Origin of the sequence: Paenibacillus sp. NPDC058367 (genome assembly GCF_042723305.1) — a bacterium.
In the GTDB taxonomy this organism is placed as follows: domain Bacteria; phylum Bacillota; class Bacilli; order Paenibacillales; family Paenibacillaceae; genus Paenibacillus_AQ.
Genome location: NZ_JBHXIZ010000006.1, coordinates 1 through 21,103, shown reverse-complemented (window position 1 = coordinate 21,103; position 21,103 = coordinate 1). Strand labels below are relative to the sequence as shown.

General features: G+C 46.5%; 22 protein-coding genes. 21 read left to right on the top strand and 1 reads right to left on the bottom strand.

The window, feature by feature from the left end:
• Positions 1–3: 3 nt before the first annotated feature.
• The 5 genes from ACFWMP_RS25405 to ACFWMP_RS25385 are packed head-to-tail and all read left to right on the top strand — an operon-like array spanning position 4 to position 2,628.
• Positions 4–390, top strand: a complete 387-nt coding sequence (locus ACFWMP_RS25405; protein ID WP_379424994.1) for a hypothetical protein — start codon at positions 4–6, stop codon at positions 388–390.
• Entirely contained in the window at positions 387–821 is a 435-nt protein-coding gene (locus ACFWMP_RS25400) for an ASCH domain-containing protein (protein ID WP_379424993.1), read from the top strand. Before ACFWMP_RS25405 ends, ACFWMP_RS25400 begins: the two co-directional genes overlap by 4 nt.
• Positions 818–1,480 (top strand): hypothetical protein, encoded by a 663-nt coding sequence (locus ACFWMP_RS25395; RefSeq protein ID WP_379424992.1) that lies wholly within the window; start codon positions 818–820, stop codon positions 1,478–1,480. The genes ACFWMP_RS25400 and ACFWMP_RS25395 overlap by 4 nt, the downstream gene beginning before the upstream one ends.
• The gene (locus tag ACFWMP_RS25390; protein ID WP_379424991.1) at positions 1,477–1,878 is read left to right on the top strand and encodes a hypothetical protein; all 402 of its coding nucleotides are present in this window, start codon (positions 1,477–1,479) and stop codon (positions 1,876–1,878) included. The genes ACFWMP_RS25395 and ACFWMP_RS25390 overlap by 4 nt, the downstream gene beginning before the upstream one ends.
• Before the next feature lie 9 nt (positions 1,879–1,887).
• Positions 1,888–2,628, top strand: a complete 741-nt coding sequence (locus ACFWMP_RS25385) for a DNA-methyltransferase (protein ID WP_379424990.1) — start codon at positions 1,888–1,890, stop codon at positions 2,626–2,628.
• Between the two features lie 253 nt (positions 2,629–2,881).
• Here ACFWMP_RS25385 and ACFWMP_RS25380 read toward each other — a convergent pair whose 3' ends face one another.
• On the bottom strand, positions 2,882–3,235 hold the full coding sequence (locus tag ACFWMP_RS25380) for a beta/alpha barrel domain-containing protein (RefSeq protein WP_379424989.1): 354 nt from the start codon (positions 3,233–3,235) through the stop codon (positions 2,882–2,884).
• A gap of 153 nt (positions 3,236–3,388) precedes the next feature.
• On the opposite strand from ACFWMP_RS25380, the gene ACFWMP_RS25375 reads away from it, so the two are divergent.
• From ACFWMP_RS25375 to ACFWMP_RS25300, 16 genes are all read left to right on the top strand, one after another.
• A complete protein-coding gene (locus ACFWMP_RS25375) occupies positions 3,389–3,673 on the top strand; it encodes a hypothetical protein (RefSeq protein WP_379424988.1) in 285 nt (94 codons plus the stop codon).
• 39 nt (positions 3,674–3,712) lie between these two features.
• Positions 3,713–4,399, top strand: coding sequence for a putative metallopeptidase (locus tag ACFWMP_RS25370; RefSeq protein ID WP_379424987.1), 687 nt, complete (start codon positions 3,713–3,715; stop codon positions 4,397–4,399).
• 55 nt (positions 4,400–4,454) lie between these two features.
• On the top strand, positions 4,455–4,943 hold the full coding sequence (locus tag ACFWMP_RS25365; protein WP_379424986.1) for an ArpU family phage packaging/lysis transcriptional regulator: 489 nt from the start codon (positions 4,455–4,457) through the stop codon (positions 4,941–4,943).
• 40 nt (positions 4,944–4,983) lie between these two features.
• The gene (locus ACFWMP_RS25360; protein ID WP_379424985.1) at positions 4,984–5,187 is read left to right on the top strand and encodes a helix-turn-helix domain-containing protein; all 204 of its coding nucleotides are present in this window, start codon (positions 4,984–4,986) and stop codon (positions 5,185–5,187) included.
• Between the two features lie 98 nt (positions 5,188–5,285).
• On the top strand, positions 5,286–6,617 hold the full coding sequence (locus ACFWMP_RS25355; protein ID WP_379424984.1) for a hypothetical protein: 1,332 nt from the start codon (positions 5,286–5,288) through the stop codon (positions 6,615–6,617).
• A gap of 179 nt (positions 6,618–6,796) precedes the next feature.
• Complete coding sequence (locus ACFWMP_RS25350) at positions 6,797–7,021, top strand: helix-turn-helix domain-containing protein (RefSeq protein WP_019908812.1); 225 nt, start codon at positions 6,797–6,799, stop codon at positions 7,019–7,021.
• 317 nt (positions 7,022–7,338) lie between these two features.
• Complete coding sequence (locus ACFWMP_RS25345; protein WP_379424983.1) at positions 7,339–8,328, top strand: LacI family DNA-binding transcriptional regulator; 990 nt, start codon at positions 7,339–7,341, stop codon at positions 8,326–8,328.
• Positions 8,329–8,349: 21 nt separating this feature from the next.
• Positions 8,350–9,327, top strand: coding sequence for an N-acetylglucosamine kinase (locus ACFWMP_RS25340; protein WP_042191448.1), 978 nt, complete (start codon positions 8,350–8,352; stop codon positions 9,325–9,327).
• On the top strand, positions 9,324–10,622 hold the full coding sequence (locus ACFWMP_RS25335) for a 6-phospho-beta-glucosidase (RefSeq protein ID WP_379424982.1): 1,299 nt from the start codon (positions 9,324–9,326) through the stop codon (positions 10,620–10,622). The genes ACFWMP_RS25340 and ACFWMP_RS25335 overlap by 4 nt, the downstream gene beginning before the upstream one ends.
• Positions 10,623–10,646: 24 nt before the next feature.
• Complete coding sequence (locus tag ACFWMP_RS25330) at positions 10,647–11,573, top strand: ABC transporter permease (RefSeq protein ID WP_379424981.1); 927 nt, start codon at positions 10,647–10,649, stop codon at positions 11,571–11,573.
• Between the two features lie 95 nt (positions 11,574–11,668).
• A complete protein-coding gene (locus tag ACFWMP_RS25325; RefSeq protein ID WP_042191442.1) occupies positions 11,669–12,559 on the top strand; it encodes a carbohydrate ABC transporter permease in 891 nt (296 codons plus the stop codon).
• A 34-nt stretch (positions 12,560–12,593) separates the two neighbouring features.
• A complete protein-coding gene (locus ACFWMP_RS25320) occupies positions 12,594–14,240 on the top strand; it encodes an extracellular solute-binding protein (protein ID WP_339266933.1) in 1,647 nt (548 codons plus the stop codon).
• Between the two features lie 37 nt (positions 14,241–14,277).
• Entirely contained in the window at positions 14,278–16,011 is a 1,734-nt protein-coding gene (locus tag ACFWMP_RS25315) for a family 10 glycosylhydrolase (protein ID WP_379424980.1), read from the top strand.
• A 188-nt stretch (positions 16,012–16,199) separates the two neighbouring features.
• Positions 16,200–17,225: a helix-turn-helix transcriptional regulator gene (locus ACFWMP_RS25310; protein ID WP_379424979.1), complete on the top strand. Its 1,026-nt coding sequence runs from the start codon at positions 16,200–16,202 to the stop codon at positions 17,223–17,225.
• A 171-nt stretch (positions 17,226–17,396) separates the two neighbouring features.
• On the top strand, positions 17,397–19,178 hold the full coding sequence (locus tag ACFWMP_RS25305; RefSeq protein ID WP_379425298.1) for an ABC transporter ATP-binding protein: 1,782 nt from the start codon (positions 17,397–17,399) through the stop codon (positions 19,176–19,178).
• Positions 19,175–20,914, top strand: coding sequence for an ABC transporter ATP-binding protein (locus tag ACFWMP_RS25300; RefSeq protein ID WP_341146346.1), 1,740 nt, complete (start codon positions 19,175–19,177; stop codon positions 20,912–20,914). The genes ACFWMP_RS25305 and ACFWMP_RS25300 overlap by 4 nt, the downstream gene beginning before the upstream one ends.
• Positions 20,915–21,103: the final 189 nt, after the last annotated feature.

Sequence of the window (21,103 nt, the reverse complement as noted above, 5' to 3'; positions counted from 1 at the left end):
AGTATGAGTGACCAAACCAAAGGACTCTATAACAAATACCAAATCACAAATCGCGATACGGGCAAAGAAGCAGAGGGTGATTACTTTGTTCTTAAACCAACGAACGACCCAGCGGCACGCGCGGCACTGATGGCTTACGCAGAGGCTACCGACAATGAACAGTTAGCAGCTGAAATATCCGTCTGGGTGTCAATGTTGCCTGAGTTGGCATCTTGCAACTGGTGTGGGAATCCTGCTCAGGAATTGAGTCACCCTCATTTGTTTGACATGGCCTTTGGAAAAAGGATGTGCCGTCATTGTTGGGACCATGACCGTGAGGTTTACAAAGGCGCTTACGGTGAGGATATCGGAGAGTTCAAACCTATTCGGGGAGAGGTGGCAAAGGCATGAAAGCCATAACCATTATACAGCCATGGGCAACACTAATAGCCCTAGGAGAAAAGAGATTCGAAACGCGCAGTTGGTCCACAAAGCACCGAGGTCCACTCGCTATCCATGCAGGGAAGAAGATTGATAAGGAAGCCTGTCGAGAGCCTGAAATCCGCAAAGCGCTGGAGCGACATGGATATACGGAAGACAACCTTCCTACCGGTGCAGTGGTGGCAACATGCAAGTTATCTGATTGTCTGAAGTCAGTAGATACCTGGACAGACGGATATGAACTTGAGGGCAGGAAGCTTATTTACTCCCCTGAATACGAATTTGGTGATTTTACTCCCGGGAGATTTGCCTGGGAACTGGCAAACGTTAATCAGCTGCCCGAGCCTATACCAGCCAAGGGACAGCAAGGTCTCTGGAATTGGGAAGGGGTGCAGTCATGACACCAGAACGGATAGAAGAGATCAAAGGATGTGTCAAAACACTTCACAACCCAGAACTATATAGCATGGACGCATTTCACAACGCAGCGGATATCATGGACGAACGAAAAGTAGAGTGGATAGTTGAGTTGCTGGCTGCTCTAGAAGAGTCACAACAACAAAGGGACATTACTCAGACCAACTACAAGACCTATTATGCCGAAGCGATTGAAGTAGCTGAGAGGCTAGAAGAGTCACAACAGGAGCAAGTGTATGCCAAACAACAAGCAATCTACTGGAATGACGAGGCTGTAAATATCAAAAGGCAATTAACAGAGGCACAGCAGACCATAGCCCGGCAAGACAAGGTTATGAAAGAGGCAGGCATTGCCTTGAATGCAGCTCAACTACTGACATTCTTTATCGAAAAGGATGGAAAGCCAGTTGACGGATTTAGATTCCGCGAGATTGCAAGGAACATGATGACATTGCTGGAGTTAATGGATTGGTCAGCCCTAGGAAATAAGGAAGGGAGCGACAAGGCATGCACTCACGAAAACGTAAGAAACACAGGATATATCATGGTCTTATCTGATGGATACGAAGCAGGAATTGCCGTGTGCAAGGATTGCGGAAAAAAAGTTCCGGAGAAGGACGAGGAAGGGGAAACGCAGTCATGACACAGGTAAAGGATATGACAGACCAGCAGCTTAACCGGGCGCTGGCTGAGTTGATGGGGTGGACAGTAGAGATTGGACCAGTAACCAGACTTTGGCGATTAATGAAAGACGGGAAAATAAAAGCAACATCAGGTGAGTCCGAGGAATTAATGTGGTCGTATGCGCCGGATTACAGTAACGACTCTGCTGCCAGCCTAGAGGTACAGGCAACGGCTACTAGAGTTGATGCTGGTGGATATATACAAAATCTCTTAATCGTCATGTTTGGCGAGCTGGTGTACGAAAGAGAGTTTTCCAATCGACTACTGGACTTCATGACTGCGGCAAAAATTAATAACGCCAGCCCCCGAGAGAGGGCAGAGGCGGCATATATCACGCTACAGGGGGCGCGAGAATAGGAGGTACGCATGCTGAACCAGATTATTAACGCGGATTGCTTCGACGTATTCCCGAATATCAAGACAGGTAGCGTGGATATGATCCTCTGTGACCTTCCATACGGCACAACTCAGAGCCCTTGGGATTCGATCCTGCCGTTTGATCAGCTATGGAAGGCATATGAACGGATCATTAAGGATAGCGGAGCAATCGTCTTATTTGCTAAATCCCCATTTGATAAGGCACTCGCAGCCAGCAATATAAAATTATTCAAATATGAATGGATATGGGAAAAGAACAAGGCAACAGGACACTTAAACAAAGGTCTGATGCCGCTGCAGGCTCATGAAAACATACTAGTCTTTTATAAAAGACCTCCCACCTACAATGCTCAAATGAGTCAAGGACATAAACCGATGCATGCAGCGACTAACAACCATAAATCATCTGTTTATGGTGATGGAATTCCGTGGTCAAACGAGGCTGGAAAGACTGAGAGATTGCCGCGCAGCGTCTTGTACTATCCGGTAGTTAACAACGATGACCCTGAGCGAATCCATCCAAATCAGATGCCTGTGGAGTTGTGCGAATACTTTATACGGACCTATACAAACCCAGGAGAAACCGTCCTAGACAATTGTGCTGGAAGTTGTACAACGGCTGTAGCTGCATCAAGGACTGGAAGGAACTATATCGCAATTGAGCGTGATGAACGACATGCTGCAGACGGAACGCAACGGTTGAAGAATATGCAGCTCACGTTGTTCTAAGGGCCGAAGGCCATCGTCCGACAGCATAAACCCAGGCGTAGCCGGGGGCCGAACCAGATCATTAAGGGAGTAGGAGTATCCCTCCTCTCCCAAAGGCAGAGTTTACGCAAACTGCGCAGTGAGGGAGGGGGAATCGTTGGTCCAAAATTTTAATCGACGGCTGCTCAGAACGAGGAATTAGAGTCATACACTGTCGCTGTGTTGTTGAACTAACGTTTCCCGTTAGTTCAAAGAACAGTTCATCAACAAATTATCACTTCACTCTTTCGGAAATGTTTTTACTTATTTCTTCAGGATTTTCAACACCAATGATCAACTTTGATATTTTGAACTTACCAACTTTAACGCCATTCAAATCTAAATGAAGAGTTTTAAGCTCATTTTCAAAAAAGTGCAGTTGATAATCACCATTTGCTCTAAATAACCCATTTCTCATTCCTCTAAATAAAGCACCATATAGTTTAAAAGCATTTGGTATCGGTCTACCTGTTGTTATTCCTGTGATTGAAGAGTATGGAATTTGCAACCCTTTATCTAATTTTAAAAAGGGTGAGTTTCCAAAGTCGATATTTACGTAGGTTTCCATTAGTTGAATTTTACGTTCCATATTTTGATTCCCCCATTTTCAAAAAAATTGTAATTATCAACCTAATATATTATATCATGCCAACTTAGGTTGATGTCCACACGCTGCACAGTACGAAGATACAGGGACAGAGAGGGTTAATAGCCATCCTCTCCCACAAGGAGGATATAAGAGATGGAATTGGCTGCACAAGAAAGGGCCGAACTTGACTACCTAAGATACAAAGGGTTTCGTTATCTCGTCCGTCATGAGATTGGATCAGTAGAAGTGTTTATGAATTTACCGCATCGTGACAAGGAGAACAACGGAGATAGAGGTGGATATGATACTTGGATCGAAACAAAGACACCGTTGTCGATGGAAGAACATAGAAGACGTAGAAATGTAGAACTCGGAAAATATGAATTTATAACCTGGAAAGACGAACCGATGCTCATTGATGACTTGCTGCAGTCGTAATTTTTTCATAAAACCAAAATTTGAGAGGAGTAATTATACATGGCTAAAGCAGAAAAATTCCACACAGAGGCAATCGAAGAAACATATGAAATGTTGGCAGATATGATCCAGAAGCACCACCATTATTTTGGTGACACAGAGGTACTAATCCTCATGAAGCATGGCGGGTGGAAGTCCAAAGGCAAGACGGTGTTTGGCAAGTTCAAGGTGCTAGGTGACGATCTTCGGAGCACATGGGACAAAGACGCCATCCTGTACCTCAACGCTGAGATGTGGAACAAGATGAGCGAGCCACAGCAAAGGTACGTATTGGATCATGCACTCTTTACGCTCGATCTCAAGTCTGATAAGGATGGTAACACTTTGGAAGCTGCTGACGGACGTCCATTGCTTAAGACGGTACCGCCAGATATTGAGGCATTTGTTGAGGTCATCAAGCGTCACGGTCCAACGACTGAAGACGTAAAACGCCTTGGCCTCGCAATTAAAGAAGTGAATATGGACCAGCTCACAATTGAGGATGTTATCGCTAAGCAACAGGGCGGGGATCAATCAAAACAACCAGGCAACGGCGTCAAGGTTACTCATAACCCAGATGGGACAGTGGAAGTTGAGGACAAGAATCAACTCACGATTGAACAGCTCGCTGAAGCAGAAGCTACTGCTGAAAATGGTGCAGGTGATGGTCCTAAAATCCCTGAGAGCGATGACGATCTGCCGTTCTAAGATGGTATACGCCCCGGCTTCGGTCGGGGGATTCTTTTACACAGATTGAGGTGATATGGTGACACAGATGACATTTGAGCTGCCTGAGTTTGACAGGAAGTCAACGCGGGCGGCAGTAGATGCTGCACTTGAGAAATACCGAATATATAAGTCAACATTGTTCGAAGAGAGAGAAGTAAAAACAACGGCTGAATGGTCCGCTACTCCCAGGAGTGATACGGGCGTAACAAGTGACCAGACAGGAAATATAGCTGCCTACAATGTCGACGAACCTGCAGCCCGCCGAGCGTATTGCAAAAGGATCGAGGAAGCCGTGAAGTTACTCCCGAAACGTGAACGTATATTGATTACTGAGCGTTACCTAAATACGGATTGTGATTTCGATTATGTCGTTTATAACAACGCATTTGAAAGACCAATAAGTGAAGCGACATATTACCATCTTAAGTGGAAGGCGTTCTACAAGTTAGCGCTAAACCTTAATATACAAGTTATTAAAGAAGTATCGGGATTAAAGAGTACTTCAAGGAAAGAGAAGTCATAAGACAACCATTTATGACAGTATGATAAATTGAGGTGATGATATGAGCACGCTGAATATAGATGATCTGCCTCCAGTTCTCAAGGTAGAAGATATACAGAAGTTTTTAACAATAGGCAGAAACCAAGCTTATGATTTATGTAATTCAGGACAGTTTCATGTGGTCAAAATTGGTAGGTCAATAAAAATTCCAAAGGAGCCATTCGTTATTTGGTTCTTGGGAAGTAATGCGCAGAAGCAGGGCTAGAAAGCCCTGCTTTTTGTTTTGCCATATAGAAGTCCTACCTCATACATGAATTATGGTATTCTAAGGATAATTCCAATATAAGTTAGGTGGCAGAATCTATGACAGATATATGTATGATAGATATTAAATTTAAACATTACTGGGATGGAATTAAGGAATTCTCTTTTGGAAGTGGTTATACATTGTTAGGTCATGAAATAGCCATTTGGAATCCAAATGGTTTATTTTCGCAGTACCTAGAGGATTTTGATCCGCAACTTAATGGACAACCTATTCTTGATCCGTCCGTGTCTGCGATGCTATGCCAAAGTATTGAGAGAAGGAAAAGTGAAATGCTAACATTTCTTGAGGACGGGAGGAATATTTTCATAATCGCTCCTTTGCCTGAAAAGTGTTTTATTCCTGCTTCTAACAGTACTTTTAAAGAATTGAATATAGTAGATGCAATGCCTATAGGTGTTGAATTTGAACATGCAGAAGGATACAATTTAGAATTTAGAGGAGATGAATTGTTTAGAACTTTTTTTGAAACAAACCAAGAACACATGAAGTATTACGCTAACATTCAATTACCTGAAGGCAAACCTTTCTTATACATAAAAAACACAAATTTAGTGGTTGGAGCCTATACAGAATACTTAAATGGGAATGTAGTATTCATTCCAAGTGTCCTAGAATTTTATGATTATGGACACGAATATGAAAACAAGGTTTTTGAGGAGGAGTTTATTAAATCCATCTTACAACTTGATAGAGAATTGAAACATAATTTGAAAGATGAGGATCTTCCACAATGGAGTCAAGAATTTCTTTTACCAAAAGAAATAGAAGAAAAACAAAGGTTACAGGAGATAAAAGAACAAATAAGCTTGCTGATGTCCCAAAGTGTTGAGCAAGCAGAATTAATTAGAGAACTTGAAACCTACAAATTATTATTTACTGGTACAGGAAAACCCCTTGAACAAATAGTGAAGAAAGTATTAATTGAAATTGGCTTTGAAGTGACTGAGGGTTTGCCGGGTAGAGATGATTTAATTCTCAAATATCAGGATAAGGTTGCAGTAGTTGAGGTGAAAGGGGTAACGAAAAGTGCTGCAGAGAAACATGCTGCACAGTTAGAAAAGTGGGTAAGTGGATACATAGAAAAGTTTGGGGTTAACCCCAAAGGAATGCTAATTGTAAATTCATTCTGCAATCTACCTTTATATGAAAGAGTAGAGGATACTTTCCCTAATCAAATGTTAAGCTATTCAGAACGAAGAGATCACGCTTTGATAAATACTCTTCAGTTATTAGGGGGATATCTCGATGTTCAGAAGAATCCAGATATTAAAGATAGGATAATTGAAGATTTGTTCTCTACAAACGGAAAGTACGAATCGTATACAAACTTTTTAGAATTTTTAGATCATACGCCTCATGAAAGCTGAACTTAACACCTTTGAAATTGGTGTTAAATCTGGTGTTAAACTTTAGAATATTTAAAGGGATACCAAAAAACTACGAAAGATTAAAATTAGGACAACCCCTTAGTTGACGCTAATTCAAGGGAATTTGCGGGGATGGTGAGGGAGCATGAAATACGCTCAAATACACGGTGTTCACACCATTGAAGGGGAACGAACACCACAGCAAATTTCTGTTGACTCATCGTGAGCGCGAAGTTTTCGAGCTTCTCGTGCAGGACAAAACGACTCGTGATATCGCTGGTTTATTATTTATCAGCGAAAAAACAGTTCGGAACCACATCTCCAATGTAATGCAAAAACTAAACGTTAAAGGCCGTTCACAAGCGGTTGTCGAGCTGATCAAGCTTGGGGAGCTGAAAATATAGCTGGCCATGTCTTCGGAAGTGACGCGTTTAAGCCTTCTCCACCTCTAGGGGTGAGGGAAGGTTTTTTGTAGTGTCCGGAATATTAGATTTGACTACATTTTATGGATTGACGGATATTGGGAATGGTTGTAAAATCATCTTAAAGTTAAAACCTTTAAACTTTTGAAATCATTTTGATACTTTCGATAAAGGTGAAACTGACATTCAATGTTCGATTCTCAGTCAGGACGTAGTTGTGGTGAGAAGAGTTAGTCCTTTTTTATTTCCCTAAAAGTTATAACGTTTAAACTATTGAACTTGGAGGCATAGAAGCTTAGATGAACATTCATGATGTAGCCAAAAGGTCGGGGCTCTCTGTAGTGACCGTATCCAGAGTTCTTAATAATTCACCTTCTGTACGTGAAGGCAATAGGCGGAAAGTGCTGAGTGCTATGGAGGAATTAAATTATCAGCCCAATTCGGCGGCGCGGAGTCTCGTGCGTGGCAAGACGGGAGTCATCGGTATGTCGATTACCAACTTTAACGACTCCTTCTATGACCGCGTGATTCGCGTGGTGAACCGGAAGCTGGCAGAACAAGGTTACTTCTTGGCCCTGTCGATAGCCGAGAATGAGGATGAAGGCGTTAACTTCCTGTTTCAGAAGGACCGCGTTGACGGGATTATCCTGTTATCTCCGCTTGAGGAAAAAGAATATGTGGAGGAGCTGAAAAGAAAAAATATTCCGTTTGTCTTGCTGGATAACCAGCTCCAGCATGAGGATGTTCCCAGTGTCGTCGTCGATAACTATCAAGGGGGGTATGAAGCTACCAAGCACTTGATTGGTCTTGGACACACCCAGATCGCCTATATCGGTGGCCCTTCGGTGTTCCTGAGTGTAGCAGAGCGCAAGCGGGGTTATGTACAGGCGCTGGATGAAGCGGGACTATCGCCTTTCGGCACGGAATATTGCGGATTTACGGTAAGTAGCGGTTATGAGGTGGCCAAGAGATGGATCCGTGAAGATAAGCTGCCGACAGCCATTTTTTCAGGAGACGATTTTATTGCTTTAGGTGTTGTTCAAGCCCTGCGTGAGGAGGGGATTCTGGTACCTCAGGATATCTCAGTGGTTGGCTTTGATGATCAGCAGTTCGTAGGTGAATTTTATCCCCGATTGACGACAGTCAGACAGCCTGAGGCGCAAATGGGCAGCATTGGTGTTGATTTGCTGATGAAATTAATCAATGGGGAGGTGATGCCAGCTGTTGTAACGAAGCTCGCTCCTCAGCTTCTCGTGCGTGAATCCACCGCATCTGTAAGGTTAACCTAAATATTAGGAGTGAAACGAACTGTGAAGTACTTTTTGGGAGTCGATGCAGGGGGCAGCAAAACTTATGCAATGATTGCAAATGAACAGGGAACGGTCATTGGTGTAGGCAAGGGAGGGAACGGGAATCATCAAAACAATCGTGAACAGGCAGAGAACAGTTTGCACCAGGCTGTATCGGGAGCGATTATAGCGTCGGGGCTGACAAAGGATCAGATGGAGTATTCCTGGTTCGGTCTGGCTGGAGCGGACAGAGAATCCGATTTTCGAATTTTACGACCAATCATCAGCAGACTTGGCCTTCCCCGAACTGAGATTTCCTGCGATACCTGGATTGCCTTGCGATCAGGTACAGAGAGTAATTATGGGATCGTGCTGATCTGCGGCTCGGGAGTGAACTGCGCCGGTAAAAATCCGCGAGGCGTTACATACCAATGTGGTGGATTTGGCTATCGGTTCGGTGATTACGGCGGCGGCTATGATCTAAGTATTGAGGTATTCCGTAGCGTTCTTCGGGCGGATGATGGAAGAGAGAAAGAGACTGTCTTAAGCGAACGCTTAATTCATTTGCTGGGCTATTCCAGTGTTTCGGAGTTAAGGGAGGATTACCTGGATCATTCCAGAGACTTGCCTCCTCAGATTGCTGAGCTGCTGTTTCAAGCGGCAGATGAAGGAGACCAGGTTGCCACCCTACTGCTAACCAAGCAAGGGGATGAGCTCGGTTTGGCAGCGGTATCGACAATCCGCCATTTGGCTATGGAGGAGGATTCCTTTGACATCGTACTTGCAGGCAGCCTATTGACCAAGGGGGATCGCTCAGGCATCATCCGGCGGGCCATTGAACAGAGAGTGAAGCATTCAGCTCCAAATGGCACTTTAAGGATTCTAACCCGGGAACCGGTTGTAGGCGCGGTCGTTTTGGCAATGGAAAGCAGCGGTGTGTGTGTGAATCAGGAGGTTCTTGATCGTCTATCACTGGGTAAGGAGGGGCTATTATTATGAAGGAGACTCTGAAGCTCGTTGTCATCGGAGCGGGTTCATCATATACACCTGAGCTTATTGAAGGCATCATCATGCACCATAAAAAGCTTCCCGTCCGCGAAATATGGCTGGTGGATATTGAGGCGGGAAAGGAGAAGCTGCATACGATTGCGGAATTAAGCAAGCGTATGATTGCTGAGTCCGGACTACCGATTACCGTGACCCAGACGCTTGAGCGCAGGGAGGCCATCGCCGGAGCAGACTTTATCTGCACTCAAATCCGGGTAGGTATGCTGGAAGCGCGGAAATGGGACGAATTAATTCCGCTTCAATACGATGTCATCGGTCAGGAGACGACGGGTCCCGGAGGGATGATGAAAGGCCTACGGACCATTCCAGTTATTCTGGATATTTGCAAGGACATCGAGGAGCTAGCTCCGGATGCCTGGTTGCTGAATTTTACGAATCCGGCCGGTATGGTAACTGAAGCTGTTCACAAATATTCATCGGTAAAAAGCGTAGGCCTATGCAACTCGCCGATCGGTTTTCAAAAGTGGCTCTCTGAGTTCTTCGGACTTCCTATGGAGAAGATCTATGCGGAGTTTGTCGGCATCAACCATCTGCACTGGGTATCCGATATCGTAATTGACGGTAAAAGCAAGCTACAGGAGCTCATTGATTACCCCCAGAACTACAAGGCGAGTAATGTGCCGTTTGATTCCTGGGACCACCGGTTTCTGAATGCTTTGAAAGCCATCCCTTCTTATTACCTGAGCTATTACTACATGACGGACGCGATGCTTGCGGAACAGAAGGAAGCAGCAGCAACGACCGGATCGCGCGCTGAGGTAGTGAAGAAGGTGGAGGAAGAGCTGTTTGAGCTGTACCGGAACGTAGAGCTAAAGGAGAAGCCAAAGCAGCTGGAGCAGCGTGGTGGAGCCTATTACTCGGAGGCGGCAGTGCTGCTGATGCGCTCCATTTATAATGATTCCCGCGATATCCAGACATTGAATGTAAGGAATAACGGAATGATTGACTTCTTACCGGACGATGCCTCCATTGAGGTGAACTGTTTGGTAACTAAACAAGGTCCGCTGCCGATTCCGCTGCGCAAAATTCCGCAGTCCGTCAAAGGCCTGCTGGCTGCGGTCAAGCAATACGAGAGCCTCACCATCGAGGCGGCTGTACATGGAGACCGGGATATAGCCCTGCAGGCTATGGTTCATCATCCGCTCGTGCCTTCGGTCACCGTAGCTGAACAGCTGCTGGATGAAATGCTGGAGAAGAACAAAGCGTTTTTGCCGTTGTTTCACTAGAATCGTCCAGAGGAGGAAAAACGGATGAACACGGCCGAGAAACCAAATAGATGGAAGAAATTCACCAGTCAATTGGATTTGCAGTCCATGGTTTGGCCGGGAATTATCTTTGTATTCATTTTTAGCTACATTCCGATGTATGGCGTGGTTATGGCGTTCCAGCAATACGATATTTTTGGCGGCATTATGAAGAGCCCCTGGGTTGGATTTATGCATTTCAGAATGTTCTTCGAGGCACCGGAGTTCTGGAATGTGATGCGAAATACCATTGTGATTAGTTTGCTTAAATTGATTATCTCTTTTCCAGCACCGATTCTTCTTGCACTAATGCTGAATGAGATCGGTAATATGGGCTTTAAACGCGTTATCCAGACCGTCAGCTATTTACCGTATTTCCTGTCCTGGGTTATTGTATCCGGTTTTGTATTTTCGCTGTTATCTGTTGACAACGGAACGGTAAACTATGTGCTGGAGCGATTCAATCTGGTAGGGGAGCCAGTTAACTTCCTGGCATTACCCAAATACTTCTGGTCTATTCTAGTAAGTGTAAATGTGTGGAAGGAGGTCGGATTTGGGAGCATTGTCTATCTGGCCGCGATTGCAGGCATTGATCCGACTTTATATGAAGCCGCTTCCATAGACGGAGCAAGCCGATTTAAGCAAATTCACTTGATTACACTCCCCAGCATTACCCCCATTATCATCATCTTTATGATTCTTGCCATCGGCAGTCTGCTTAGTGCGGGCTTCGAGGACATTTTGCTGCTGGCAACCAATCCAATCCTGCGACCCTACTCCGATGTTATCGACACCTATGTGTACCGTGTGGGGATATTAAATGCCAGATTTTCTTATGCGACAGCGGTAGGACTTTTCAAAGCGGTGATCAGTGTCATTCTGCTGGTGATGGCCAACAAAATCGCGCGTCGGGCAGATGTTAGTCTCTGGTAGGTACTACTACTCATAGCGAATGCTTCCGATGCAAGTTTTATTGGGATGTATCGACTGTAAGTAATGCTCCATAAACCTTTTAGGAGAGGTGAACAATGAGACTAAGCCTAGGCGACAAAATCATGCAGCGGACTATTTATATCCTTTTGACGCTGCTGGCGCTACTTATGCTGTACCCATTTTGGAACGCGCTGGTCATTTCCTTTAATCTAGGGAGCGATACGGCGCTCGGCGGTGTAACCTTGTTGCCGAGAGCATTTACCCTGGAAAATTATTATATTGTGTTTCAGGATCATCGCCTGCTGAATTCTTTTCTGATCACCATTCTTAGAACGCTCGGCGGCACGGCATTGTCCGTCTTCTTCACGGCCCTGTTAGCTTACGGAATGTCCAAGAAAACATTGCTTTTTCGAAAACAATATATGGTGTTCTTCATGATTACGATGTTCTTCAGTGGAGGGCTCATCCCTAGTTATTTACTAGTTCGCTCTTTGGGTATGCTGGACACCTTTTGGGTTCTGATTATCCCCGGCATCATCAGCGTCTGGAACATGATTGTCATCCGCACCTTCTTCAACGCTTTGCCGGAGGGGTTGGAGGAATCGGCCAAAATCGACGGTTGCAGTAACTACGGCATTTTCTTCCGAATCGTTATTCCCGTCTCCGGCCCGGTGCTGGCCACGATTGCTTTATTTACTGCGGTCGGTTACTGGAACGACTGGTTTACGGGAGCGATCTATATTACGAAAGACGAACTGCTTCCTATACAGACCCTGCTGCGGCAGGTTATGAACTCCAACATTATGACCCAAATTGGTTCATCGAATGCCATCGCGCTGGATCATATGAACCGAAATCGGACGATTACTACGAAGTCACTGACCATGGCTACGATGATGATCGCTACTATTCCGATTATCCTGACGTACCCTTTTCTCCAAAAGTACTTTGTTAAGGGCGTAATGATCGGTTCATTGAAAGAATAGCAGTCTCCATATTATGTAGAAAGAAGGGAAAAGAATGGGCAATCGTATGAAATGGGTATCGCTTCTGCTGACTTCGCTGGTGCTTCTTCTCGCTGCCTGTAGCGGAGGGGGGAATTCTAACACTTCACCAAACACAAGCGAGAAAAATCTGAATACCGAGGTCGCCACTGATGACGGCAGCGGGATTAAGCCCGTCACCTTCAGCTTCTATGGAAATTACGACTGGCTTACGACATCACCATGGGGGGATAATGAGGCGACAAAATGGATTCAGGAGAACCGTAAGGTTAATGTTGAACCGATTCAATCGGGAGGTGCGGCCGGAGAAAAACTCAACACGATGATCGTCGGTGGTGATTTACCGGATGTCATTTTTACTGACCGGGGATCCTCAGTGGAACGGCTGGTACAGGCAGGGCAACTTGTTGCGCTGGATGATTACTATGACAAGTATCCGAACTTCAAGAAATATGTGAAGGAATCCACCCTGAATTTGCTCCGTTCAGATGACGGAAAAATCTATCAAATCCCCAACTGGTATACATCCGGGCAATTCGGCAACGGCGGATGGATGGTGAATAAAGATATTTATAATGAGCTCGGCAGACCGGCGCTGGAGACCTTTGATGATTTGTATCAATATTTACGCTTGGTGCAAGAAAAGTATCCGGATGTTGTACCTCTGGAGGTTGGCGAGAAGGGGGCAGGTCTGGAAATTATGTATGGCGGTTTTAAGGAGAACTCCACCAGTAAGTTCATTTCACTCATGGGATATCCGGAAGGCGACAAGCTGTCATCTATCTTGGACGATCCCGCTTACGAGGAGATGGTGCTGTATATCAATAAGCTGTATCGTGAACGGCTGATTACGCAGGATGCACTGCAGCAAACCCAGGATGCGGTCAAAGAAAAGGTCAATACCAGCCGGGTAGCGGTCATGGTCGAATCCAATATCACTACGTATGGAGCCGAGGGACACCGTGCACTGACTGCGAACAATCCGGACAGCGGTTATGAAATTATTTGGCCGATTCATAAAGCCGGACTAGACAAAACACAAGTGTTTGTAAGCGGTTTCGAGACGCTGGGTTGGAACGTCAGTGTCATTACGAAAAAGGCCAAGGATCCGGAGGCCATCTTCGCTTACTTTGACTGGATTACGGGTCCGGAGGGACAGAAGGTGCTTTTCTTCGGTCCTAAAGGATTGTACTGGGATGAGGAGGACGCAGACGGAGCACCAATTCCGAATGAGAAATACAAGACGACTCCTGCTAACGAACGTACCGAAACGATGAGAAAATTCGAGGACTTTAACTGGGCGGGTAATACGACCTTTATTGATACGGCGAAAATGAGCTTAGAGGCGCTGCTTTCCGCGAACCAGAAATCATGGGAGACAGTGGCGCAGTCCACGGTGACCTGGAAAACCGCGCTGGACATTACGGAATTTGTGAATACCGATCCGCTTCCGGATACGGAGATTGGCATCATCGCACAGAATGTCGGGGATATTTATACCCTTGCTTACGCACAAATGGTTCAGGCGAAGTCGGATGAAGAGGTATTGTCAGCACTGGAGACAGCCAAAAAGAACACCCAAAAAGCGGGGCTGGATAAGCTGCTTGAGTTCAGAACCGAAAAATGGCAGGAGAATGTCAAGAAAATCAACGCGACGAAATAAGACTTTTATAAAATCTTATACTTGTGGAGGCGATATTATGGCATTTGCTCTGAGATCGAGATGCATAGCAATGTTAAGCTTCGTATTGGTTTCTTCGATAGTAGGTGGTTCCGTGCCGGCTAAGGCCGATGAGGAGAGTAATCCCCCTTTTGAAACGGAAGTTATTGTACGGACCGTAAACCAGTTTAAGAACACGGCGGATGTCCATAATTTCATTCAGTTGTCCACAAGCTACGGTGTCGATGTCATCAGCATGAACGTGAAGCAGGATGAAGATGATGAGGTTCCGTCTGGAAGTGTATTTTATCAGAGTGATATCGCTCCGATCGCGCAAGGCTACGAGAATTTCGATGCCCTGCAGGCTGTCATTACAGCAGCCCATGCTGCAGGAATTAAGGTTCATGCCTGGATTCCCCAGTTCCATGATCAGCAAGCCTTCCTTGCTCACGATGAATGGCAGATGCAAGCGCTGGTTAATGGGGTTCAGACTCCGTTCACAGGTTCTAACGGCAACGAATATTTTGTCAATCCGATTCACCACGAAGTGCAGCAGTATGAGCGTTCCATCATTCAGGAAGTGATCGAGAATTATGCTGTTGACGGTGTTGTGCTAGACTGGATCCGCTTTGACAATTACAACATGGACGTCAGTGATTACACGGCCCTGAAGTATCAGGCGCAGTTCGGGTATTCCCCGCTCAGCATTGACTTCGATAGGGATTCGCCTCAGCGTGAGCAGTGGAATGAATGGAGAACTGAACAAATTGGACAGTATGTAGGCGATATCCGTGAGGATATTTCCGAATCCTCAAATCCGGATGTGCAGCTCGGTGTGTATATTTTGCCGCCGGAATTTACAGAGGTTGGACAGAATGTAGCCAAATTTAAAGATGATATCGACTTTGTCGCACCGATGGCGTACTTTGATGACTGGGAGTTCAATAGTGATTGGGTATACAGCACTTCCTACGGCATCCTGAAGGATACGAGCGACCGGATCAGTGGCAGTGACGTGGAGATTGTAGCCACACTGGATAATGACTGGACTGATGATCAATATCAGGAGATTTACAAGGGAATCCGCGAGAATTATCCGGACGTGAAGCGCCTGTCGTTCTTTGCCTACGGGGCCTGGCCAGAAGATGAATTGGCCAATATCAAGGAACGTGAAACCTGGCCGACGCCAGGCTGGACGCCTCCGGTAGAACAAGACTATCCGGCTCAATTACCAGCAGGATGGAAGGCTCGAAATATCGGTTCCATGCCGGGGAACGTTACCTACAATTCATCCAATAAGCAATTTACACTCAGCAGTAGCTCTACGGATATTTGGGGAAATGGAGATCGACTGAATTATATATACCAATCCGTGAGTGGCAATGCAGAGATTATTGTAAAAGTGCAGTCCACTAGCCGATTGGACGGCTGGGCCAAGGCTGGTATTATGATTCGGGAGTCGCTGGGTCATAATTCGAAGCACGCGGATATGATGCTTACCCCCGAGAATGGGGCAACCTTCCAGTATCGTGCAGAGACAGCGGGTAATATGGTCGACCATACTGCGGCTGCCTCGGCTCCAAGATGGCTAAAGCTGACCAGAAGTGGAAATACCTTCAAAGGCGCTATTTCGACGAACGGGAATAACTGGCAAACGGTCGGAACTGTTCAGATCCCGATGAATCGCAAGGTGTATATTGGCATAGCGCTCAGCAATCCGGGGGATGATTCGAGGAATAAGGCCGTGTTTGGAAATGTGAAGGTTACGGATTAAGCTTAATACAATAGCTTGGGGAGCTGAAAATATAGCTGGCCATGTCTTCAGAAGTGACGCGTTTAAGCCTTCTTCACTTTTAGGTGTGGGAAGGTTTTTTGTTGTTTATGCATATTTGCTAAAAGAACATTCAATTGATAATCATTCTCAATACATATATAATGAATCCAAAGTAAGGGGAAGTAGGGATGAGCATGAAGCGTAGCGATGGTCTGAATGAAGCGGAAACGATTGATGCCCATAAGACGCTTAGATGCGAAGGGTTTAATATTACTTACCAGTTGGACGGAAGCCACTTTGAGATAAAACCACCGGTCGAGCTAGGGAAGGGTAGCTGCCGGAGCCTGCTTACTCAGCGTTATCTTCAAATGACGGATTTTGATCTCCAATTTAATCGGGATATTGAAGCGAAGGGCGAGTTTAGAACACCTCGTACGGAGCTGATATTTTGCATGGGACATGGAATTGAATGGGGGACCTCGCTGAAGCAGGACTATTTTGCCATAGATACAGGAGAAAGTGTGCTGCTTCACGGCGGAGTAAGAAGTGAAAATTGTATATACCTTAGCGGAGCGGGCTACAGATTCCTCAGCATAGATATGAGTCCGGCACAATTTGAGCGAATGACCAGCGGACTGACCGAGGATACACGGCTCCAAGCCGGAGGAGGAGCTGGGTTGTTTTTTGGCAAAAACGCAATCACACCATCTATCCGACTCATTCTGTCTCAAATTGCGGATTGTTCCTATAGTCAGGGTATGCGGGAACTCTATCTGGAGGGGAAAATGCTGGAGCTAATGGCTGTCTATCTCAATGAATCTTTATTTGAAGCTGATCGGATTTCCCACACAGTCAAGCTATCTAGAGATGATATGAAGAGCCTGCGACTAGCCAAGGAAATTCTGCAACGTGATTATTTACACCCACCGACGCTGGCTGGCCTCTCACGTATCATTTGCCTCAATGAGTTCAAGCTGAAGAAGGGCTTTAAGGAAATGTTCGGTTATACCGTCCATGCCTATGTTATCGAACAACGGATGCAAAGGGCGCAACAGCTGCTAGAACATGGAAATATGACTGTCAGTGAAGCAGCATCCAGGGTCGGATACGTGAATGTCAGCCATTTCTCAGCAGCCTTTCGCAAAAAATTCGGTGTGCGCCCTGGAGAATATCTGATCAGCGGTAGACAGCGTTCTTTAGGAACAAGGGTGTAAGCTCGCGTCGAAAACAGATGCTCCTGATTTGGTTGATTATAATCCCGGAAATGGTAGCAACTATGAAGAGCGTTCCTATACACTAGTGCACAGAGAATCATTCTCAGTGCACTTTTTTTGTGCGTAATTATAAAGAGTGGGGGAACAGCTGTGAGTAAAACCAAAACTGGCATGTCGAGACTGCTGGAGATTGCCGGAGAGAAGCGGGGCCTGCTGATCCTGTCTGGTGTATTGTCATCTGTCAGCGCCGTGCTAATGCTGGTACCATTTTTGTCTGTTTATTTCATATTGGCCGAGCTACTGCGGCATGCCGCATCTCCTGGACAGGTTGATGGTGATGCTATGATTCGCTGGGGATGGATTGCACTCGGCGGATTGATCGGAGGTTTGGTGACCTCATATTGCGGTATTATGTGTTCGCATATTGCGGCTTTTCGTATTCAGTATAATCTGCGTGTGCGAATGACCGAGCATCTGGGCAGACTGCCGCTCGGCTTCCTGAATGGAACTTCGACCGGCGCAGTGAAGAAGACGCTGGAACAGAATGTCGACAAGGTGGAAAATTTCGTAGCGCATCAGCTCCCAGATTTGGTCAGCGCGCTGGCGTCTACGGTGCTGATGATTGTGGCGATGTTCTGGCTGAGTCCGCCGTTAGCTGTTGCCTGTCTTCTACCGATCCTCATAGGAATGGTTGTGCAGTCAGCACTTATGATGAGCAGTAAGGGAAAAACCAGTGTGAAGCAGTATCATGATTCTTTGGAGCAGATCAATGCTTCGGCGGTGCAGTATGTGCGGGGGATGCCAGCGGTGAAGGTGTTCGGGCAGACGGTGCATTCCTTCCGAAAGTTCTACAGTGATATGACCAGATACCGTGATTATTGTCTGGAATTTACGGACCGTTATCAGTCAGGCTATGTTCTGTTCAAAACATTACTGGCCTCCTCGTTTACCTTTATTTTACCGGTGGGTGTCTTTATGCTAAGCGGTCGGCCGGCCTCCATGTCCTTTGCGCTTGTGCTGCTGTTCTTTCTAATTATGGCGCCAGGCGTATCATCTCCGCTTTATAAACTGCTTATGCTGGCTTCGAGCACTCGGGATATCGGCGAAGGCGTAGAGCGGATGGATCGTCTTTTGGCACAGCAGCCTGTACCAGAAATAGCAAAGCCGCTATCACCGCAAGCTTTCGACGTTGAATTTATGGACGTAACCTTCTCCTACAATGAAGAAGAGGGGGCTGCGGCTGCGCTCAGCGAGGTCTCTTTCCGGGCAGAACAAGGGAAGGTTACAGCGCTGGTTGGACCGTCAGGTTCAGGTAAATCGACGGTGGCCAGCTTGGTGCCGCGGTTCTGGGACCCGCAAGAGGGTGCGATCCGTATCGGTGGAGTGGATATCCGTCATATGGCGATTCATGAACTGATGAATACAGTTGCCTTTGTATTTCAGGAGACCTTCCTGTTCTATGACACTTTGTATGAGAATATTGCCGTCGGCAAACCGGGAGCCACGCTGGATGAAGTCCAGGCTGCAGCAAGAGCTGCGCAATGCGACGAGTTCATCTCTCGGCTTCCGCAGGGATACGATACGTTAATCGGTGAAGGTGGCGTCTATCTCTCCGGTGGTGAAGAGCAGCGTATTGCGGTAGCCCGGGCTATCCTCAAAAATGCACCGGTACTTGTACTCGACGAAGCGACTGCTTTTGCCGACCCGGAAAATGAGCATCACATGCAGCTGGCACTAACGGAGCTTATGCGCGGGAAGACGGTTATTGTTATTGCTCACAGACTCTCCTCTATTCGTGAAGCCGCACAAATTCTGGTACTGCGAGATGGGCAAATCGTGGAGCGCGGAGATCACGATCGTTTGATTGATCTCGATGGACTTTACACTCAAATGTGGCATGCATACAGTGACGCTGGAGATTGGCATTTGGAAAAAGGAGGGGAACAGCTATGAAGGTATTGCACAATATTACTGCTGGCAAACCGCAGCAGCTGCTGAAGCCTGTACTTTTTTCCTTACTGGCTAACATAGTTAGTGTGCTTCCGTTCGCGCTTGTAATTGAGGCGGTGCGGTTGATTTTTGCTCCTTATATTACGGTGGGTGCAGAGCTTCAGATAGAACGGCTTTGGTGGATTTGCGCGGGGCTAGCTGCTGTTATGGTACTGATGTTCCTGAGCGAGATCCCCGCTTACCGCACTGCATACCGCGGGGCTTACAATGTTGCGGCACAGGGACGGGCGGAATTAGCAGAACATCTGCGTAAGCTTCCGCTAGGCTACCTGACGCGCCGGGATCCTGGTGATTTGGCCAATATGATGATGGGCGATTTCACGCTGGTTGAGACAGGGATTTCACATCTGCTGCCACAGCTTGCAGGGGCTTTTGTACTGCCGATATTCGCACTTGCGGGTTTACTATTCCTCGACTGGCGGATGGCGCTTTCCATGTTCGTGGCGCTGCCGGTTGCCCTCCTAATTATGTACCTGTCAGGCAGACTGCGGCGCAGATTAGGGACGAATCATATGAAAGCGAAATTGAACGCCGCGAATCGGCTACAGGAGTATTTGAATGGTATTCGGGTGATGAAAGCCTACAACCTGACGGGAGAACGCTTTGTCCGTCTGGATAGCTCTTTTCGAACTTTGATGAAGGAAAGTGTGAAGCTTGAAGGGATATTCGGACCGGTCATTCTAACGGCTATGGCTCTTCTTCGTGCGGGTCTGACCTTAATGGTATACGTAGGTGTGCATCTATTGTTAGGCGGGGAGCTCGGTATTTTGCAGCTGGCGGTATTCCTTATTGTCGGCACACGTATCTACGATCCACTGACGACGGCGCTCGCCAACTATGCTGAATTCCGGTACAACGAACAAGCGGGTGAACGCATCGTAGACCTGCTTCGTCAGCCGGTAATGACGGGGACTACAGCTCCGCTTCCCGAGAGCAGTACCATCCGCTTTGACAAAGTTACCTTCAGCTATGGAGGTGAGCCTGTTCTCAAACAATTAAGCATAGAAATGCCGCAAGGTTCATTGACTGCAATCGTGGGTCCCTCCGGCAGCGGAAAGAGTACAGTGCTGCGTTTGATCTCGCGTTTCTATGATCCTGACGAGGGAAGTGTTCTGCTAGGCGGACGCAATATTAAAGATATTGATCCAGAACATTTGCTAGGGTCTGTGTCGGTTGTGTTTCAGGATGTGTACCTGTTCCAAGATACCATTGGAAACAACATTGCCTTTGGGCGGCCGGGCGCGTCGCAGCAGGATATTCAACAAGCAGCAGAAATGGCCCGTTGCCATGATTTCATTATGAAATTACCGCTAGGTTATGACACGCCGGTAGGCGAGGGTGGCAGTACGCTTTCCGGAGGGGAGAAGCAGCGGATCTCCATTGCTCGTGCGATTCTTAAGAACGCTCCTATTGTATTGCTGGATGAGGCTACTGCATCGCTTGACCCGCAGAATGAAGCCGAAATCCAGAAGGGAATTGATGCGCTGATTACGGGCAGAACCGTTATTGTTATCGCGCATCGGCTGAAAACCATACGAGGTGCAGACAACATTATTGTGCTGGAAGATGGCCGACTTGTGGAGCAGGGACGACATGAAGCTTTACTACTACGAGGCGGATTGTACGACCGTCTCTGGAAGCTGCAGCAGCAATCCGTCGGATTCCGCATCACATCATAGGAAACGTCATTCACGCTTTTAGGAGGGCAAACGTATGGCTATCACAAAGGATGAATCTACCTGAAGCCATCTAAATATAAAGACGAAGCCTATTTAAACTGTACCCTATGTAAAGGACATTTAAAAAAAGTCTAGGCAGATTGAAGAAGATGATCTCTGTATTGAACAGGGGTCATCTTTTTTAAATCC

Bases quoted from the DNA above. Each gene is read 5' to 3' on its own strand.
- ACFWMP_RS25320 (WP_339266933.1), top strand. From the start codon at position 12,594: ATGGGCAATCGTATGAAATGGGTATCGCTTCTGCTGACTTCGCTGGTG.
- ACFWMP_RS25335 (WP_379424982.1), top strand. From the start codon at position 9,324: ATGAAGGAGACTCTGAAGCTCGTTGTCATCGGAGCGGGTTCATCATAT.
- ACFWMP_RS25385 (WP_379424990.1), top strand. From the start codon at position 1,888: ATGCTGAACCAGATTATTAACGCGGATTGCTTCGACGTATTCCCGAAT.
- ACFWMP_RS25325 (WP_042191442.1), top strand. From the start codon at position 11,669: ATGAGACTAAGCCTAGGCGACAAAATCATGCAGCGGACTATTTATATC.
- ACFWMP_RS25370 (WP_379424987.1), top strand. From the start codon at position 3,713: ATGGCTAAAGCAGAAAAATTCCACACAGAGGCAATCGAAGAAACATAT.
- ACFWMP_RS25390 (WP_379424991.1), top strand. From the start codon at position 1,477: ATGACACAGGTAAAGGATATGACAGACCAGCAGCTTAACCGGGCGCTG.
- ACFWMP_RS25345 (WP_379424983.1), top strand. From the start codon at position 7,339: ATGAACATTCATGATGTAGCCAAAAGGTCGGGGCTCTCTGTAGTGACC.
- ACFWMP_RS25360 (WP_379424985.1), top strand. From the start codon at position 4,984: ATGAGCACGCTGAATATAGATGATCTGCCTCCAGTTCTCAAGGTAGAA.
- ACFWMP_RS25405 (WP_379424994.1), top strand. From the start codon at position 4: ATGAGTGACCAAACCAAAGGACTCTATAACAAATACCAAATCACAAAT.
- ACFWMP_RS25330 (WP_379424981.1), top strand. From the start codon at position 10,647: ATGAACACGGCCGAGAAACCAAATAGATGGAAGAAATTCACCAGTCAA.
- ACFWMP_RS25310 (WP_379424979.1), top strand. From the start codon at position 16,200: ATGAGCATGAAGCGTAGCGATGGTCTGAATGAAGCGGAAACGATTGAT.
- ACFWMP_RS25315 (WP_379424980.1), top strand. From the start codon at position 14,278: ATGGCATTTGCTCTGAGATCGAGATGCATAGCAATGTTAAGCTTCGTA.
- ACFWMP_RS25305 (WP_379425298.1), top strand. From the start codon at position 17,397: ATGTCGAGACTGCTGGAGATTGCCGGAGAGAAGCGGGGCCTGCTGATC.
- ACFWMP_RS25395 (WP_379424992.1), top strand. From the start codon at position 818: ATGACACCAGAACGGATAGAAGAGATCAAAGGATGTGTCAAAACACTT.
- ACFWMP_RS25375 (WP_379424988.1), top strand. From the start codon at position 3,389: ATGGAATTGGCTGCACAAGAAAGGGCCGAACTTGACTACCTAAGATAC.
- ACFWMP_RS25380 (WP_379424989.1), bottom strand. From the start codon at position 3,235: ATGGAACGTAAAATTCAACTAATGGAAACCTACGTAAATATCGACTTT.
- ACFWMP_RS25300 (WP_341146346.1), top strand. From the start codon at position 19,175: ATGAAGGTATTGCACAATATTACTGCTGGCAAACCGCAGCAGCTGCTG.
- ACFWMP_RS25400 (WP_379424993.1), top strand. From the start codon at position 387: ATGAAAGCCATAACCATTATACAGCCATGGGCAACACTAATAGCCCTA.
- ACFWMP_RS25365 (WP_379424986.1), top strand. From the start codon at position 4,455: ATGGTGACACAGATGACATTTGAGCTGCCTGAGTTTGACAGGAAGTCA.
- ACFWMP_RS25355 (WP_379424984.1), top strand. From the start codon at position 5,286: ATGACAGATATATGTATGATAGATATTAAATTTAAACATTACTGGGAT.